The sequence below is a fragment of the Spongiivirga citrea genome (assembly GCF_010671565.1).
GTDB lineage: Bacteria > Bacteroidota > Bacteroidia > Flavobacteriales > Flavobacteriaceae > Spongiivirga > Spongiivirga citrea.
Genome location: NZ_JAABOQ010000003.1, coordinates 498887 through 518636, shown reverse-complemented (window position 1 = coordinate 518636; position 19750 = coordinate 498887). Strand labels below are relative to the sequence as shown.

8 protein-coding genes are annotated in these 19750 nt (G+C 36.5%); all 8 read left to right on the top strand.

Annotation, left to right across the window (positions count from 1 at the left end; all coding sequences use genetic code 11):
* Positions 1–11: 11 nt before the first annotated feature.
* The 8 genes from GWK10_RS08980 to GWK10_RS08945 all read left to right on the top strand — a co-directional run bounded on the left by GWK10_RS08980 (position 12) and on the right by GWK10_RS08945 (position 19746).
* Positions 12–2426, top strand: coding sequence for an ABC transporter permease (locus GWK10_RS08980; protein ID WP_164031738.1), 2415 nt, complete (start codon positions 12–14; stop codon positions 2424–2426).
* 54 nt (positions 2427–2480) lie between these two features.
* A complete protein-coding gene (locus GWK10_RS08975) occupies positions 2481–4865 on the top strand; it encodes an ABC transporter permease (protein WP_164031736.1) in 2385 nt (794 codons plus the stop codon).
* Between the two features lie 71 nt (positions 4866–4936).
* Positions 4937–7372 carry an ABC transporter permease gene (locus GWK10_RS08970; RefSeq protein ID WP_164031734.1) on the top strand — a complete coding sequence of 812 codons (2436 nt, stop codon included), beginning with the start codon at positions 4937–4939 and terminating at the stop codon, positions 7370–7372.
* A 28-nt stretch (positions 7373–7400) separates the two neighbouring features.
* Positions 7401–9761, top strand: a complete 2361-nt coding sequence (locus tag GWK10_RS08965) for an ABC transporter permease (RefSeq protein ID WP_164031732.1) — start codon at positions 7401–7403, stop codon at positions 9759–9761.
* 25 nt (positions 9762–9786) lie between these two features.
* Complete coding sequence (locus tag GWK10_RS08960) at positions 9787–12204, top strand: ABC transporter permease (protein ID WP_164031730.1); 2418 nt, start codon at positions 9787–9789, stop codon at positions 12202–12204.
* Positions 12205–12249: 45 nt separating this feature from the next.
* Positions 12250–14673 (top strand): ABC transporter permease, encoded by a 2424-nt coding sequence (locus tag GWK10_RS08955; RefSeq protein ID WP_164031728.1) that lies wholly within the window; start codon positions 12250–12252, stop codon positions 14671–14673.
* Positions 14674–14705: 32 nt separating this feature from the next.
* Entirely contained in the window at positions 14706–17090 is a 2385-nt protein-coding gene (locus tag GWK10_RS08950) for an ABC transporter permease (protein ID WP_164031726.1), read from the top strand.
* A gap of 205 nt (positions 17091–17295) precedes the next feature.
* Positions 17296–19746, top strand: a complete 2451-nt coding sequence (locus GWK10_RS08945; RefSeq protein ID WP_164031724.1) for an ABC transporter permease — start codon at positions 17296–17298, stop codon at positions 19744–19746.
* The last annotated feature ends 4 nt before the right edge of the window (positions 19747–19750 follow it).

Here is a 19750-nt window from a genome sequence, read left to right as displayed (position 1 = left end):
AATAATCAATCATGTTTAAAAGTTATCTAAAAATTGCATGGAGAAGCCTCTTAAAAAATAAGGGGTTTACCTTCCTTAATATTATCGGACTTTCGGTTGCTTTTGGTGCCGCTATACTACTAAGTATGGCTGCACTTTTTGAGTTATCATACAATCAGTTTCATGAAAATATTGATGACATACACCAAGTATATATAACCACACAACGCACTAAAGGAACCGAGGCGAATACTTCACATCCAATTCCACTTGCTCCTACTTTAAAAGATGAAGTTCCTGGAATAGCTAAGATAACACGGCATTTAGAAGAAAACACATTACTAGTGTATAAAGACAAAGAGTTAGGAGCTGATCTTACATGGGTTGATCCTGATTTCTTTTCTATTTTTTCATTTCCAGTTATCAAAGGAAATGAGCAAGAACCTTTTGAAGAGGGGAATACAGCTGTAGTAGCAAAAGAAATTGCAAGCGCGGTTTTTGGTGATGAAAATGCCATTGGAAGTACCATCAATTTAATGATTGAGGGAGAAGCAAGACCATTTAAGGTAACTGCTATTATTGAAGACGCTCCGCGAAACAGCACCATGGATTTTGAGATTTTGCTCAATTTCGAGAATTATCCTGGTCATGACGAAGCAATGGAAGATTGGGGGTCAAGTAATCATCAGGTATTTTTAATGTTGGAAGACGGAGTCGCAACATCTCAATTTGAGACTGCAACAAATTCATTTACCAATTTGCATTATGCAGAAGAAGTAGACAATGCGAAACGCGATGGTGCTTCAGTTGATGCTGATGGCCAGTACATTAATTTAAGCCTATCGCCTTTTAAAGACGCTTACTTTACAGGCTATTCAAGAGGGACTGCGACCACCAATAAAAGCCTACCCTATATTGTATTAGGTATTGCCTTCTTAATTCTTTTTATCGCTTGTGTCAACTTCATTAACATGAGCATTGCCAAGAATACCGGACGATTACAGGAAATCGGCATGCGTAAAACATTAGGTGCCGCAAAACGCCATGTTTTTCTTCAGTTTTGGAATGAAAGTGTTCTGATATTTCTAGCGACAATCATCATTGGAACATTACTAAGCGCCTTGTTATTGGAAGATTTTAAAGTGCTATTTAGAACTGGAGCAACCTATAGCAACACTTTTTCACCAGCTTTATTAATAGGCTCTTTTTTCATCTTTTTCATAATAACATTAATCGCAGGCGGATATCCTGCATTACTATTAACTAAGCTAGGAACACTACAAGCACTAAAAGGAAAATTAGAAGTTAAAAGTGGTAATGCTTTACGAAATGTATTGATGGTCGTGCAGTTCGCTATTGCCATTTTATTGATCAGTGGGACGTTCGTTTTATGGGGGCAGTTAGAGTATATGCGGACAAAAGATCTTGGTTATAATAAAGAACAAGTAGTATCAGTACCATTAATAGGAAAGAAAAACTCATATACCGCAGTACAATTATTACGCGAAGAATTATCAGGGAATGGGAATATTCTCAGCATTTCGGGATCAGATAACGCATTAGGTCGGGGTAAAGACGGAAGTGCATATATAAGCCGACTAGGTTTTGACTATAAAGATCGAGTAGTGAAAACCCATATGTTGGTGGTTGATTATGATTACCCTGAAACACTGGACCTTGAAATAGTTGATGGTAGAACTTTCAATAGAGATTTTGCTGCAGATAGTTTATCGGTTGTAATTAATGAAGCGATGGCTAAAGAGCTTGGCGAGCAAGACCCTGTAGGAAAGCGATTTGTTTTAAGTGACAGCATTAATTATACGATTGTTGGATTGGTTAAAGACTATCATTTTAGCAAACTAGACAAAGCTATTGAGCCTCTTACTCTTTTCATGAATGATGATTGGGATTTGTATTATGCCTATATCAAAGTAGCACCAGAAAATCTTGCTTCATCTTTTAGTGCCATTGAAACAGCATGGAAAACCATTGAACCAAATGCCGAGTTTTTAGGCTCTTTTTTAGATGAAAATATTGACCGGGCCTTACGACGGGAAAAAATAATGATTACCATAATTACCAGTGGGGCTATTGTAGCAATTATACTTAGCTGCATAGGCTTGTTGGCAATTTCGCTTTTGGTGGTGAATCAGCGAACCAAAGAAATTGGAGTTAGAAAAGTAGTAGGTGCTAGTGTGGTATCATTAGCAGTACTGTTGGCAAAAGATTTTGTAAAACTAGTCGTAATCGGATTCGTAATCATAGTGCCTTTTGCTTGGCTTGCGGCTAAAAACTGGCTCGAAGGATATACCTATCATGTAGACCTGTCGGTTTGGTTTTTTGTAGCAGCGGGTATATTGGCTGTCATCATCGCTTTAGCAACAATCAGTACCGGAACAATTAGAGCCGCATTGCAAAACCCCGTAAAAAACTTGCGTACGGAATAAGATCAATCAATCAACCGATACTGAATTTGTATCAGTATCAAAAAACGAACAGTTATGTTTAAAAATTATCTAAAAATAGCATGGAGAAACCTTCGCAAGCGAAAGGTTTTCGCCTTTATTAATATTTTCGGATTGGCCATTGGGTTTGGGAGTGCTATCCTTATTTATCTATTCCTTAATTATCATCTTTCTTTTGATAAGTTCCATGAGAACTCTGATAGGATTTATAGGGTAAATACTGAAGAACATCGCGATGAGGTTGAATATGAAGCCAGCGTTCCTCCAGCCTTCGCAAAGGTCTTTAGGGAGGATTACGAATATGCCGAAAAAGTTGCCAAAATTGTGTTTCAAGATGGACTTCTTATTGACGCAAAAGCGAATGGAAGAACGGTAAAACTAAAAGAAGATATCGCATTTGTAGAAGCCGCCTTTTTTCAAATTTTCAACTTTCCCCTTTCCAATGGACAAAAAGTTGCTGGACTTGATGCTCCCAATACAGGAGTTTTAACCGAGAAAGCCGCAGCAAGAATTTTTGGTAAAACCAATGTCGTTGGCGAAACTTTTGTGCTTAATAATAACAAAACAATTGAGGTTGTCGGGGTATTAAAAGACCTTCCTAAAACGACATTTTTAAATTCTGAGATGTTTGTTTCTTTTCAGAATATAAATGACATTTTTCAGTTTGCTGGTAGCGAAAATTGGGGCGGTATTAGCAGTAATTTACAATGTTACACACTACTTAATCCTAGTCAGAATGTTGGCGCGATTGAAAAGGCACTTGAAGAACTTCCGGCTAAGCATAGACCAAAAAGCAAGAATCGTCATGTGTATAAATTGCAATCTATTGCAGACATACATTTAAATCCTGAATATACTGGCATTGATCCGGTGATTCTATGGGTTTTTGGAATCATTGGCTTGTTTTTATTGGCGATAGCATGTATCAATTTTGTGAATATCTCTACCGCGCAAACGTTCTATCGTTCAAAAGAAATTGGAGTTCGAAAAGTATTAGGAAGCTTTAAAACACATTTGTTTTGGCAATTTTTATCGGAGACCTTTGTCATCAGCCTATTTGCTGTGCTTGTCGGCGCAGGTCTTGCTCTAGTATTTTTACCCTCGTTTAATAGTCTTTTTGAGCTTGAACTGGCCTTTCAGGACGTTTTAAGTTTAAAATTCTTTGGGTTCTTATTTGGAGCTTTACTATTGGTTTCATTTTTATCAGGGAGTTATCCTGGAATTATTATGTCTCGTATTGCTCCTGTTTTAGCTCTTAAAGGAAAAGTGAACCACAATGATACTGGAGGATCATCTACACGAAAGTTTTTGGTAGTTGCTCAATTTGCTATTTCTATAGTTTTAATTGTATCTACTCTAATAATTTCCAGGCAAATAGACTATGCAATAAATACTAATCTGGGTTTTGATAAAGAGTCAATTGTAATGTCTGAAATTCCTGCGGACATTGAACCTGCCAAGTTTGAAAGTTTAAAGCTAAGGTTAGCAGGAATTCCCGGAGTCGAGAATGTTTCTGCATGTCTGAGCAGTCCTGGAGGAGCGGTAAATAATTGGGGTACTGGCGTAAAATATAATAATAGACCTGAGGCGGAGGAATTTAATATTCAGGCAAAGATTGCCGATGAAAATTACCTTGAGACTTTTGATATAGAATTGGCTACGGGGCGAAATTTTTTCAAAAGCGATTCGATTACCGAAGTCTTAGTGAACGAAAAATTCGGTAAGAAAATAGGCGTGGCATCTTCCGAAGAATTATTAGGAAAAAAAATAGAAGCCAATGGCGGGGATATTAATGCCACCATTGTAGGCGTCGTTAAAGATTTTCATGATACCAATTTCACTCAGGAAATTAGACCTGTAATGATTGTGGCAAATCAGAATTGGTATGGAGAGATCGGGCTAAAAATAAATCATAATAGTATTAAGTCAACTTTGGGAGCTATCGAAAAAGAGTGGCTTAGCGCATTCCCTGACTATATTTTTGATTACCGGTTTTTAGATGAGCGCGTAGCTGAACAGTATGAAACAGAGCAACGCTACCTTTCTCTTTCCAAAATTTTCGCAGGACTGGCTATTTTTATTGGTTGTCTGGGTCTTTACGGATTGATCTTATTTTTTGTCGGACAACGCACCAAGGAAATCGGCATTCGAAAGGTTTTAGGAAGTAATGTGATGAGTATTTTGACGCTTTTTACGGCCGACTTTTTCAAACTTATTCTTATCGCGGGGGCACTTGCTACTCCATTTGCCTGGTACTTTATGGAACAGTGGCTTCAAGGCTATGCTTACCGAACCAAAATACATTGGTGGTTTTTCGTATTAGCAATTGTAGCAGTAATGATCATCACATTAATAACAATAAGCTATCAAACATTAAAAGCAGCAACAACAAGTCCTGTGAAAAGTTTACGAACTGAATAGTCAACTGGAACCTTGTAGGTTTAAATCATCAACCAGCACTGAACTTGTTTCAGTATCAAAAAAAGAAAATCATGTTTAAAAATTATATAAAAATAGCCTGGAGAAGCCTTAGAAAACAGCCGTTTTTTACCTTCTTAAATACCTTTGGTCTTGCTATTGGTATTGCAGGAGGACTTCTTATTTCTCTTTATATCTACGACGAATTAAGTTTCGACAAAATGTTTAAAGATGCAGAGCGGATTCACCGAGTGAATGTCGATGTCAAATTTGGTGGTACCGAAAGTGTCATGGCTGAAGTATCTGCTCCTATGGCAGAAACGATGATGGCTGACTTTCCACAAGTCGAACTAGCCACAAGGTTTAATAGCACAGGTAATATGTTCATCAGGAAAGAAAATACTCAGAAAAATACCAATGAGCAATTTTCAACATTTGTTGACGCTTCTTTTTTTGAAATGCTGGGTCTAGATTTACTCAGTGGTGACAAAAAAACAGCACTTAAAGAACCCAATACTGTTGTTTTAACACGCACGGCCGCTCAAAAACATTTTGGAATAAATGATGCAATTGGTCAAACTGTAATTCTAGATAATACTGACACCTATACAGTAACTGGAGTAATAGAAGACCTACCAAAGAACTCATTTCTTAGAGATTATTCAGTTTTTATGGCAATGGCTGGTCTTGAAGATGCTTCTGATACAGAATGGACCAGTCATAACTACTACACATTAGTAAAGCTTTTGCCAAACACCAATATGGACGATTTTCAAGTTGCCTTGCAATCGATGTTTGGTACATATGTTATTCCCTATGCTCAAAACTTTTTTCCAGGCATTACTGCTGAACAATTTGAAGCTTCAGGCAATCACCTTTATTTTGGTAGCACACCCTTAACCGATATTCACTTACACTCTGATATAGACGGAGAAATGAGTGCCAATAGCACGATTAAAAATGTGTATATATTGTCATTTATTGGGTTGTTTTTACTGGTGTTGGCTAGTGTTAATTTTATGAATCTTTCTACCGCACATTCTTTAAAAAGAGGTAAGGAAGTGGGTATTCGTAAGACCTTAGGCTCCACTAAAACAAGTTTGATTAAACAGTTTTTACTAGAGTCTGGCCTTATTACATTCATCTCTTTGGTTTTTGCTTTGGTAATTGCATTTCTTGCACTGCCTTTTTTCAATGCCCTAGCTGGTAAAGCAATAGAGCTTCCATTTTTCAATCCGATCTTCTGGGTTATTTTGTTAGTCGCTACTGCTATTTTAGGGCTTTTTTCAGGCTGGTACCCCGCATTTTTTATGACCCGGTTTATTCCCGCAAAAGTGCTAAAAGGATTAGGTGCAAAAAATATGGGTGACTCTAAAGTACGTAATACACTGGTCGTCTTTCAATTTGCTATTTCGGTATTTCTAATTATTAGCACATTAATTGTATTTCAGCAATTAAGCTTTATTCAAAGTAAAGAATTGGGCTTTACTAAAGATCAGGTTCTTATTATTGAAGATGCTTATGCAATAGGAGATAAAGCAAGTTCATTTAAACAACAAGTAGGGCAACTGGCTCAGGTTGAAAGCGTTTCATTAACTAGTTACTTGCCAACCCCTTCTTCGAGAAGCAATACCAGTTTCGCAAGGGAAGGTCAGATGAACCAAGAGGATGCGATTAACATGCAAATTTGGGTAGTCGACCACGATTATATCCCAACCATGAACATGGAAATTGTTGCTGGCAGAGATTTTAACAACGATTTTGCGGCCGATTCAACTGCTATGATTATTAACGAATCTGCCCTAGCAATTATAGGCAAATCAGCTGAAGATGTGCTGGGTATGCGCCTGTCAAGAAACTTAGGCCCTCAGCAAGACATGCAATTCTTAAATGTTATTGGTGTTGTAAAAGACTTCCATTTTGAAACACTTCGCAAAGACATCGGGGCACTTAGTTTAACTATCGGTGACTCTAGAGGTTCTATGGCGATTAAGTTGAATGCAGGAGATTTTTCAAATTCAATTGCTGCAGTTGAAAATATTTGGAATGACTTGGCACCGGGGCAACCATTCGCTTATCGATTTATGGACGATGCTTTTAATACAACCTATCAAGCAGAGCAAAACTTAGGAAGAATATTTGTGGTGTTCACCATACTCTCGATTTTAATTGCGTGCTTAGGATTATTCGGTCTTGCAGCTTTCAATGCTGAAAAACGAACAAAGGAAATTGGTGTTCGAAAAGTCTTAGGCGCAAGTGTTTCTCAAATAGCATTTAAATTAACTATTGACTTTTTAAAACTAGTAGGTATTGCCATTCTTATCTCACTTCCGTTTGGTTGGTACGCCATGAGTAAGTGGTTAGAAGATTTTTCATATAAAATAGATATTGGCTGGCAGGTATTTGTACTAGCTGCTTTGGCTGCAATTATTATTTCAATACTTACGGTTAGCTATCAAAGTATAAAAGCGGCTATCGTTAATCCAGTAAAAAGCTTGCGTACCGAGTAGTTTCAGTCATCATTCAAAAATAGAAATCATGTTTAAAAATTATCTCAAAATAGCCTGGAGGAATCTTGTACAAAATAAAAGTTTTTCAATACTAAATATTGTAGGGCTTGCTCTAGGACTGGCAGTTACCACCCTGATTATGTTGTGGATCAATCATGAACTTCACTTCGATAAATTTCATCAAAATATTGATCGAATTTATGAGGCAAATAATCAATTAGCCGTTAATGGCGAAATTCAAACATGGAATACGACTCCGCAGCCAATGGCAGCAGCAATCAAGAAAGATTATCCAGAGGTTGAACGTGTCGCGAGATTAAATTGGGATAACACGGTGTTATTTTCAAAAGATGAAAAACGTATCAAAGGTATCGGTCACGCTGTTGATACTGACTTTTTGAAAATATTTGATTTCCCCCTTGTAAAAGGAGATCAAGAAAATATTTTTAGTGATGCTTATTCAATGATTATTACCGAAGATTTTTCAAAAAAACTATTTGGTGCTGAAAACCCTGTGGGCAAAACAATAAAGGTTGATAATTCAGAAACATTTACTATTACTGGCGTTCTTAAAAATTTGCCAACCAATACGCGGTTTCAGTTTGAGTATTTAATTCCTTGGTCTTACCTCAAACAACGGGGTTGGGTTAGCGATTATTGGGGCAACAACAATACGACAACTTTTGTCATGTTAAAACAAGGAATTGATTATGCTGCATTCGCTGCAAAAATTAAAGATTTGCGTAAAAATTACGATAAGGAAGGGGCTGACATGATTACTTATCTACAACCTTTCTCACGAACCTATTTATATTCAAAGTTTAAAAATGGACTAGAATCAGGTGGACGAATTGATACAATTAGACTGTTTGGTATCATTGCAATTATTGTGCTGGTAATGGCATGTATAAATTTTATGAACTTAAGCACAGCGCGTAGCCAAAAAAGAGCAAAAGAAGTAGGTGTTCGTAAAGTAATAGGTGCCAGAAAAAAAACGTTGATAACGCAATTTTTAGGAGAATCTATACTTATCTCATTTATTGCGGCTTTGGTCGCTCTTATTATCGTATTTATTGTTCTGCCTTCATTTAACTCGCTAGTCGGCAAAGAACTTTCGTTAGATTTTTCGAATAAGTGGTTTTGGTTCATCGCAGTTGGTGTTATTCTGTTTACAGGAATCTTAGCAGGCAGCTATCCTGCTTGGTATTTATCCGCTTTTCAACCTTCAGCTGTGCTAAAAGGCACATTTCAAAAAATAAATGCCTTTATCACTCCGCGAAAAGTATTAGTGGTTACCCAGTTTACAGTAGCAATCGTACTTATTACCGCTACGATAATCGTAAGAGAACAAATTGAAAATGCGCAGGACCGATCTCTTGGCTACAATCAAAACAATTTGGTGTTTTCCTGGGCAGAAGGTGATTTAAGTAAGAACTATTCGCTTTTAAAAAATGAATTATTGGCTTCTGGAGCTGCAACATCGGTTACAAGAATGACCTCGCCAATTACTTCTAGAAATAGTGATACATGGGGATTGATTTGGAAAGGGAAAGATGAAAATGACAAAACAACTATCACACGTATGGGTACTGATCAAAACATAGTAAAAACAATGGGCTTTGAGTTAGTTGCGGGTCGTGATATCGATTTACAAAAATTTCCTACTGATTCTTCAGCTATGATTTTAAACGAAACAGCTGTAAAACATATGGGTTTTGAAGAGCCTTTAGGGCAAATTGTAATTGATGACGGTAAGAAGTGGACTGTAGTAGGTGTAATTAAAGATTATATTTATGAGTCGCCCTACCAAAAAGTAGTGCCAATGGTTATTGAAGCCGCTACACCTTGGGCCAGAGTTATTCATATTAAATTTAATAATGATAATCCTATTAAAGAAAATTTGGCTAAGACCGAAGCGATATTTAAAAAGTTTAATCCAGAATATCCGTTTGAATATTACTTTGCAGATGAGCAATATGCTAGAAAGTTTAGAAGTACGCAGCGTGTCGGTAGCTTAGCAAGTTTATTCACCATTTTAACCATATTTATTTCTTGCTTGGGCCTATTCGGACTTGCAAGTTACATGGCTGAAAACAGAAAAAAAGAGATAGGGGTGCGTAAAGTATTGGGTGCATCTGTACAAAGTATAGCAGCCTTGTTATCTAAAGATTTTTTCAAACTCATTCTAATCTCATTTTTGGTTGCAGTACCCATCTCATGGTATACTATGCAAAACTGGCTGGAAGATTTTTCATATCGAATAGATATTAGTTGGGGGGTTTTTGTATTAGTAGCCTTTTTAGTCACAGTTATTTCCATATTAACAGTCAGCTATCAAAGTATTAAAGCAGCAATTACTAATCCAGTAAAAAGCTTGCGTACAGAATAATCAATCATCATAAATCAATCAGAATATGTTCAAAAATCACTTAAAAATAGCTTGGAGGAGTATCTTAAAAGATAAACTGTTTACCAGTATCAAGATTGGAGGATTCGCAGTTGGTATTGCCGCCTGTTTGTTAATTGCTTTTTTCATAAAAGATGAATTGAGTTACGACAAACACTACGAGAAAAAAGACCGGATTTATCGAGTAGTCTTGCAGGGTATGTTTAATGGTGAAGTAATGAAAAGTGTACACTTTCCATTACCATTTGCTGGGGCTCTTCAAAACGATTTTCCTGAGATCGTAAAAGCAGGAAAGGTCAATGCCTCAGAATTGTTTGGAGCAGGGAAGCGATCCTTAAAGGTTAGTGGTGAGTCTAGAAATAATCTAGAAGATGGCTTTTTACTTGCAGATCAAAATGCATTAGAAGTATTAGAAATATCATTGGCAGAGGGAGATCTTAAAAATGCAATGACACAACCAAATAGCATGGTATTGTCGCATGAAAAAGCAAAAATTTACTTCCCAAATGGAAATGCTGTTGGAAAAACTGTGGTTTTAGATGAAGATACTGAGAAGACCTACACGGTAACAGGGGTGATGAAACCAACATTACGTAAATCGCACCTCAATTTTGATTTCTTATTGAGAATTGAGGATCAAAATATGAACTGGACACACCAAAACTACTTCACCTATATCGAAGTAGACCCCAATGCGAATGTGGCTGCACTTGAGAAAAAGATGTTCGCCATTATGGAAGATTATATAATTCCAGCTCAAATTGAACGTAGCAGATCTGCTGATTTTATTGAGGTGTTAAAAACAATAGAGTATAAATTACAACCAATAACCGATGTTCACTTGAAGTCTGATTTGAAAATGAATGACGGACTACAACATGGCGACATACGTTTCATTTGGTTATTTGCCGCAATTGCCATTTTTATATTGTTGTTGGCTTGTATCAACTTTATTAATCTATCAACCGCCAAATCGGCTAACCGAGCTAAAGAGGTAGGATTACGAAAAACTGTTGGAGCCTTCAAGCGTAATCTAGTCACCCAGTTTTTAACGGAGTCGGTATTGTTTAGTATCGCTTCGTTTGTACTGGGGGTTTTATTAACCTGGTTACTACTTCCTACCTTCAATAACATCGCGGCAAAGTCTATTAATATGCCTTGGGCTGAAGGCTGGTTTCTTACAGTCATTTTTATATCTGCTTTGGTAGTAGGCCTAATTGCTGGCTTATATCCAGCATTTTATCTATCGGCTTTTAGACCAGTAAATGTTTTAAAAGGCAGCTTAAAAGTAGGTGCAAAAAGCGGTAGACTGCGAAGTGGCTTGGTCGTATTTCAATTTGCAACTTCTGTCATTCTTATCATCAGCACACTAGTAATTTACAAGCAAATGGACTTTATTCTCCAAAAAGAACTTGGGTATAATAAGGAGCAAGTATTGGTGATTAATGGTGCCGAATCACTTGGGAATAAAGCTGAAAGTTTTAAAAATCAATTAAGCGAATTGTCATTTGTAAACGCTATTTCTCAAAGTGCGTATTTACCAGTAGACGGATACGAACGAAACGGAAACACCTTTAAAAAAGAAGGCGAAGGAGCTGAAGAAAGAGGAGTTCCAGGTCAAATATGGAGAGTTGATTATAACTACCTAAACACTTTAGGAATTAAGGTAAAGCAGGGCCGAAATTTTTCAAAAGAATACGGGTCTGATGTTTCGGAGTCAATTATCATCAACGAGAAAATGGCAAGTCAACTAGGCCTTAAAGATCCTATTGGCAAAATCATCAATAACAATTACGCCACTTGGAAGATCGTTGGTGTCATCGAGGATTTTCACTTCAAATCATTAAAAGAGGATATCGAACCGTTATCATTAGTTATCGGCCGAAATTATGGTGCCATCATGGCTAAATTATCCGGTGGCGATATTAGTGAATCTATTGCTTCAATAGCAAAAGTATGGAGCGCTAATATGCCCAATCAAGACTTTAACTATACATTTTTAGACCAAGATTTTGCTAGTATGCACCAAGATGTAAAACGTATGGGTATCATCTTTAACAGCTTTGCATTCTTTGCAATTTTTGTGGCTTGTTTAGGACTATTTGCGCTGTCTGCTTTTATGGTAGAGCAACGCAAAAAAGAAATCAGTATTCGCATGGTATTAGGAGCACCTTTTAAAAGTATTTATAAGCTGCTAACCTTGAGCTATATGAAACTCATTCTCATTTCTATTGCAATTGCAGGTCCTATTGGTGCATATATTATGTCTAAGTGGTTAGAAGATTTTGCTTACAAAATAGAGATAGGCTGGCAGGTTTTTGCATTGTCGGCTATTATAGCAATCGGTATTGCTTTATTGACAATTAGTTATCAATCAATAAGTGCAGCCTTTATAAAACCATTAAAAAGTTTAAGAAGTGAATAGTTAATCACACTTACTGAATTTATTTCAGTACAAAAACAAACAACTATGTACACACTATACGTCAAAATTGCCATTAGATATCTCCTAAAAAACAAACTGTATTCTTTCATTAATATAGGCGGACTTGCAGTTGGTGTTGCCTCGTTCATATTAATTATGGTATATGTGAATTACGAGCGCAGCTATGACAAGTTTGAAGGCTCTGAACAAGTGTATCGAACATATATGGATTATTTGGAAGGAGACACTTTCGTTCCAGGTGATGCTATGACTTACAATGTAACAGGTCCCACTTTAAAAGAGAAATATCCTGAAATATTAGACTATGTTCGGTTTTTCTATTTCGAGAAGGTGACATTTCAGGTGGGAGAGAATATTCTTGAACAGTCTAGAGGTTCAATGGCTGATGATAGTTTCTTTAATATATTCAATTATAAACTCCTTCAAGGCACTAAAGAAAGTGCTTTAAAAGAACCAAACACCATAGTACTTACTGAAAGTTTGAAGAACAAACTATTTGGCAATCAAGATCCCATGGGTAAATCGGTTAAAATGGTATGGGATGGTGATGATCTTACACTAAAGGTTAGGGGTGTAATGCAGGATATTCCTAAAACTTCTCATTTTAAAAACGCATATCTAATTTCATTTAGCACTCAAAAAGCTTGGGATATTTTTGGCCCACGGCATACCGATCTTAACTGGAATATGAATAATTATTACACCTATTTTAAGGTTGATAATAATACCAACGTTGCCCAATTACGTCAAAAAATCATCACTGACGATATCGAAGATGATCCAGATGAGCGTCACAATATCCAGGCAATTCAAGACATTCATTTACAATCAAACATGCCATTCGAAATTGAAGCAAATGGCAGTTCCACCCGAGTAAAATTTCTGATTGCTATTGCATTTATCATTCTTATTTTGTCCTGGTTAAACTATATTAATTTATCTACTACTAAGTCATTAGAGCGTGCAAAAGAAATAGGTATACGGAAAGTTGCCGGAGCACAAAAACGACAACTTATCGTGCAATCACTTTTAGAGTCGATTGTACTTAATGCCTTAGCAATAGTTATTGCGTTAGGAGCAGCACTCATTTTATTACCGATTTATAATAATCTTACAGGAAGTGAGCTTGGTATTGGTCTAACCAACCTTAAGCAGTTTGCACCCGTTTTAGGTGTTGTACTATTAGGTATGGTACTTGCAGGTTTGTACCCGGCAATTTTACTAAGCAGCTATTCGCCATCAAAAGCCTTAAAAGGAAAAGTTCGAGCTTCAGCGGGCGGACTCAATATTAGAAAAGGTTTAATCATTACTCAGTTTTTAGCCACCATTATTCTTATCATAGGAACTTTTGTTGTAACTAAGCAAATAGACTATATCCAAAATCAACCTACAGGGGTTGACTTAAATCAAATTGTATCTATTCAAGGAAGTGTTATATCGGCCAAGAAAGATTCACTATTGCAACAAGAATTTAACGTATTGCAAACTGAGTTGGCAAAACTTCCCTTTGTTGAAAAGGTTACCAACTCTAAAACAATTCCCGGAGCAAGTTTTGATCAACTTTCTTCATCTGTTGGTATAATACTTCCAGAAGGAATGGAAAATGACAAGCAAATTTTTTATCAATACTACGCGCAACACGATTACTTTGAATTGTTGGGAATTGATTTTGTCGCCGGTAAAACCTTTATAGAAACACCACGTAAAACCAGTAATAATGTAGTATTAAACGAAGCCTTTTTAAAGGTTATGAATATTCCTGAAGCAAATGCTATAGTTGATAAAACAATCCGATTTTGGGGTAACGATTGGTTGGTTACAGGAGTTGTAAAGGACTACCACCATTTTGGATTAAAAAATCCCGTTTTGCCTATGGTTATTACGCATGGACAATCGGATAATAACATCTTACTAAAATTGGATGAAAAGGCATCATCAATAGCAGGGTTTTCAGGAGCAATTTCTCAGATTGAAAGCACTTGGAAAGACCTATTTCCATATAGTACTTTTAACTACACTTTTTTAGACTCAAAGTTTGAAGCGCAGTACGCTGAGGATAAAAAATTCAGCACGGCCTTCAGTATTTTCACTATGCTGGCAATTTTCATAGCCTGTTTAGGCCTTTTCGGATTGACATCTTATACCTGTATTCAACGTAAAAAAGAGATTGGAATTCGTAAAGTAAATGGAGCCTCCGTATTTAAAATCTTGCAATTACTAAATGTTGATTTTGTGAAATGGGTAGGAATTGCATTTATAGTTGCAGTGCCGTTAGGCTGGTACTTTATGAATAACTGGCTACAGAATTTTGCAGTAAAAACCAGTATTAGCTGGTGGATTTTTGTTCTTGCTGGAATTAGCACATTACTAATCACACTGCTAACCGTAAGTTGGCAAAGTTTTACAGCTGCCAATGGAAACCCTATTGAGGCATTGAAAGACGAATAATAGTAGCATCATCAATCATAAAACTAGAAATCATGTTTAAGAATCATTTAAAAATTGCCTGGAGGAGTTTTCAATATAATAAGCTGTTTTCAACGATTAACATTTTGGGATTATCGCTAGGTCTAGCGTTAACCATTCTGCTATTACTCTTCATTAACTACGAACGTAGTCATGATTTAATGTACAGTAAAAAAGACCAGCTTCACCGTATTCTTTTAAATGTTGATGATGACGGAACAAAAGAAATTTGGTGCTCAAGTCCATCAGCAGTAGGTCCTGAAATGAAAGATGTTATTCCAGGAATAAAAGAGTCAACCCGCCTCTTACAGCATGATTTTGGAGGCACCGCTGCCGTTAATGTAAATAAGCAAAGTTATATTGAAAGTAAGTTGTATTGGGTAGACCCTTCAATTGTTGAATTGTTTGATGTTACGATTACTCAAGGAGCAAAACAAAATCAGCTGGAAAAACCTAAAACAGTAATGATTTCTCAAAGTACGGCTAATAAGTATTTTGGTAGTAGTAATCCTATCGGAGAAGTGTTGACGGTTGATAAAGAAATATCTTTAGAAATAACAGGCGTTTTTGAGGATTTTGCTTCAAATAGTTCATTACAATGTGATATTCTAGGATCGTTTTCCTCTACCTGGGCAGCCAATAGTCTTACTTGGGATAACGCCAGTTTTGAAACCTATGTATTACTAGATGAATCATCCAATGCTGGAGAAGTAGAAACTCAAATGCAATTGGTGCTTGATAAGAATATTGAAAAACAGGATCAGTGGTTTTCATTTTCATTACAACCACTCACAGATATTCATTTGTATTCTTCTAGCTATACAGATACATACACCAACAATATTGGCAATATTGCTGAAGTTCGAAGCATGTTGTTGTTGGCAATTCTAATTCTTGTGATTGCTTGTATCAACTATATGAATCTTACAACTGCTAAAACCCAAAAAAGAAATACTGATGTTGGTATTAGTAAAACCTTAGGAGCGACTAAAAAGAATTTAATTATCCGTTTTTATACCGAAACTGCTTTAGTTACATGTATTGCGATAGCAATTGGCTTATTTATGGCGATGTTGCTGGTTCCTTTGTTCAACCAATTAACTAGCAATACCCTGGATATTAATACAGCCCTAACCGTAGAGTTTGGGTTAGGTTTGGCGTTGGTGTTTTTTGTAACAACCTTAGTTTCTGGATCGTATCCGGCACTTTTTATGGCAGGATTTTCTCCTAAAAACATCTTGAGTCCAACATTTAATCAAAACAAGAATAGCATTTTTGTCCGCAAGGGGTTAGTAGTGACCCAGTTCGTAGCGTCCTCTATATTGATTATTGGAGTGTTAGTAATTTATATGCAATTAAATTATGTAAAGGGAAAAGACCTCGGATTTCAACCAGAAAATGTTATTGCCATTTCAACAGCAGGTATTGGTAAAGCAGAAAAACAGAACGCACTGCAAAAAGAATTAAGTCGCCTAAGCTATGTGTCATCTGTTTCGCAAGCACAAGGCTTTCCTGGTGTTGGAGTTAGTGGCCGTTCTGTATTTAAAAGTGATAGCGATGAGGAAGGGTATAATGTACGCAGCAATAGGACGGATGCTTCTATTATTAACTCTTTAGGATTAAAATTACTTGCTGGAAAGACTCTACCTGAAAATAAAAATATAACTGATACTATTGTTGATGTTGTTGTCAACAAAAAGGTAGTCGATTATTTGGGTCTTACTCCAGAACAAGCGATAGGCGAAAGGATAAATATGATGCTAGGCAACAATGCCTATATCGTCGGAGTAGTTGATAATTTTAATTTCCGGTCTTTACGAGAGCCTATAGGAGGTTATGCGTTTCATAACCGTAGGACAGAATATTTGTCCTATCTATTAGTTCGATACAATTCAGGCAGTTCAAATTCTCTTGCTGGATTGGAAAGAACGTATAGAAAAATAGCTCCCGACGCGGTGTTTGACTATTCGTTTGTAGATAATAAAGTGCAGCAGTTTTATAATAAAGAGGCAAAGACCGCTCAAATTGGACTCATTTTTTGTAGTCTGGCAATTTTTATTGCTGCCCTAGGCCTTTTTGGCTTAGCTGCATTTACCATCGAACGCCGTAATAAGGAAATTGGTATAAGAAAAGTTTTAGGCGCAAGTATCCCACAAATTGTCACCATGATTTCTAAAGATTTTGTTCAGTTAACCTTAATTGCTTTGGCAATTGCATCTCCTATCGCTTGGTTTTTTATGAAACGATGGCTAGAAGGTTTTGCATATAAAATTGATGTGCCAATATCAGTGTTTGTTTTTACTGGTTTAGGCGCAATAGTAATTGCCCTAATTACAGTTTCATTCCAAAGTATTAAAGCTGCGATGACAAATCCTGTAAATAGCTTACGAACTGAATAAAGCCTAGCACTAAGATTTGGTGTACAATTTTTGGACACTTTTTGTAAAAATATTTTACAGTATTGGTTGTCATTTCTGTGACAAATCGACGCAACATACTGATTTTAAATTACTTGAAAATGTGGCATAGAATTAGACTTTCAAATGATGATCTTCGGGGTTCAATACCTTTAATGTCAAAATCATCAATCAAAATACGGACCTTATGTTCAAGAATTATCTAAAAATAGCATGGAGAAACCTCCAAAAAAATAAGCTCTTCACTGCTATTAATATCATTAGCCTTTCAATAGGATTAAGTGCGTCATTCGTAATCGGGATGATGATTTATCACGACATGACTTTTGATCGTTTTCACAAAGACGGTGATCGTATTTTTCGGGTGACTACTAGTTTTAGTTTTGGAAGCGGAGGTCAATTCTATAATTCGGGAGTTACTGCACCCCTTGGTGAAACTTTGAAGGATGGTATTCAAGAAATAGGAACCACAGCTGCTTTTTTTACGATCTATCCTGTAAAAGTTACTTCAGAACAAGTTAATCAAGCGTTTAGAAATCCTCAAGGAGTAATGCTTTCTAATGGCGATTATTTCGACATGTTTTCCTATAACTGGCTAGCTGGAAACAAGAAAAGCGCATTGAAAGAACCAAATGCTGTGGTTTTATCTGAAAAACGTGCGGGAAAATATTTTCCTGGATTATTACCAGAAGAAGTAGTGGGTATGACCACAATATACAACGATTCTATTGTTGTAACAGTATTGGGTGTGGTCGAGAATTTTAAAGAACGATCAGATCTGTTTTTTGAAGAATTTATATCATTAGAAACAGCCAATGCCTTTGGCATGCAAGATCAGGTGTTCAGTACTAATTGGGGCGGCACCAATTCTAACTCACAGTTATTTGTAAAGGTGAATGATCTTGAAATGACTGCATCTGTACAACAGCAATTAGATGCACTTGCTCTTGAGCATGAAGACGAGGAGTCGAAACAAGATGGGGATATCACCAGTTTTCATTTACAACCCCTAAACGACATTCATTTTAGCCCTACATATGCTGCCTATGATTATAGCCAACCACAAGCAAGTAAGTCAACCTTAAAAGGATTATTTTTTATTGCGCTTTTTCTATTGCTGTTGGGCTGTGTAAACTTTATTAACCTTAACACCGCTCAAGGCTTTAAACGATCAAAAGAAGTGGGAGTTCGTAAAACACTTGGAGGATCAAAAAGCCAAATAAGATACCAGTTCTTAACGGAGACATTTTTACTTACGATAGCCTCTGCTTTAGTCTCAATACTTTTGTCAATGTGGTTGCTGCAGTTGTTCTCAGACTTTGTTCCTGCATCATTAACTGCTAATGTATTTACAGAACCTATGGTCATTGCAGGAATACTAGCATTATTAATTACAGTAACTTTTATCGCTGGCTTTTATCCAGCAATGATCTTGTCAAAATTCAAGCCAGCTAGCGCTATTAGAAATCAGTTAGCCGTTAGTAATGGTAGGATTCCACTTCGTAAGTACTTAACGGTTTTTCAATTTGCTATTGCTCAAATTTTTGTCATTGCAACGCTTTTGGTAGGTAAGCAAATTAATTTTATGATGAGCCAAGATATGGGCATCAAAACGGATGCAGTCGTATATGTTGATATGCCATGGCACGAAAAATCTATTGAGAAAAAAGAACGCTTTCTCAATGCAGTGAAAAGTTTACCACAAATACAAACTGCAAGTATCGGCGGCAGGCCACCAGCATCCTTTGGTTATAATTCTGCTGGAATTTCGTATTTCAACGATCAAGAAGAGGTAAAATTAGACCTTCAACAGTTATTTGGTGATACACAATATGCAGATGTATATGGTATTGAGTTGTTAGCAGGAAGATCAAGATTAAACGATACCATTAAAGAGTTTGTTATTAATGAAAAGGCTATGAAATTATTGGGTTTTACAAAGCCTGAAGATGCCTTAAATGTTCAACTTAAAATTAGCGATGAAGTTTTTCCTGTTGTAGGTGTTATGAAAGACTTTCATCAACGATCATTGAAATCGGGAATCGAGCCAATGGCTTTGGTTGGCGATGGTTATCGCAATATAGGTTTTTCACAGTTTAACTCAGTTCACTTTTCTTTATCTGGTGGCTCAGAAACCTGGGAAAATACGCTTGTCTCAGTAGAGAAGGAATTCGAAAATGCATTTCCGGATGCTGAGTTCAAGTTAAATTTTATGGATGACATGGTTAGTCGGTTTTATTTGCAAGAACGTAAAACAGCCAAGCTACTAAAATGGGCAATGGGCCTATCATTATTGATTAGTTGTTTGGGGCTATTTGGGCTGGTTATTTACACTACGGAAAAGCGCACTAAAGAAATAGGAATTAGAAAAATATTGGGTGCTAGTTTATCGCAATTAAACTTCTTGTTGTGCAAAGAATTTTTAATTCTAATCGGGATTGGATTTTTAATCGCGGCGCCGGTTGCATGGTACGGTCTTGATAATTGGTTGCAAGATTTTGCAAATAAAACTACACTAAGCTGGTGGATTTTCGGTATAAGCGGCATTGCAATGATAGCACTAGCACTAGTAATTATGAGCGCAAAAACGATTGCTGCAGCAAATAGTAACCCGGTAGAAAGTTTGCGAACGGAGTAAAAGC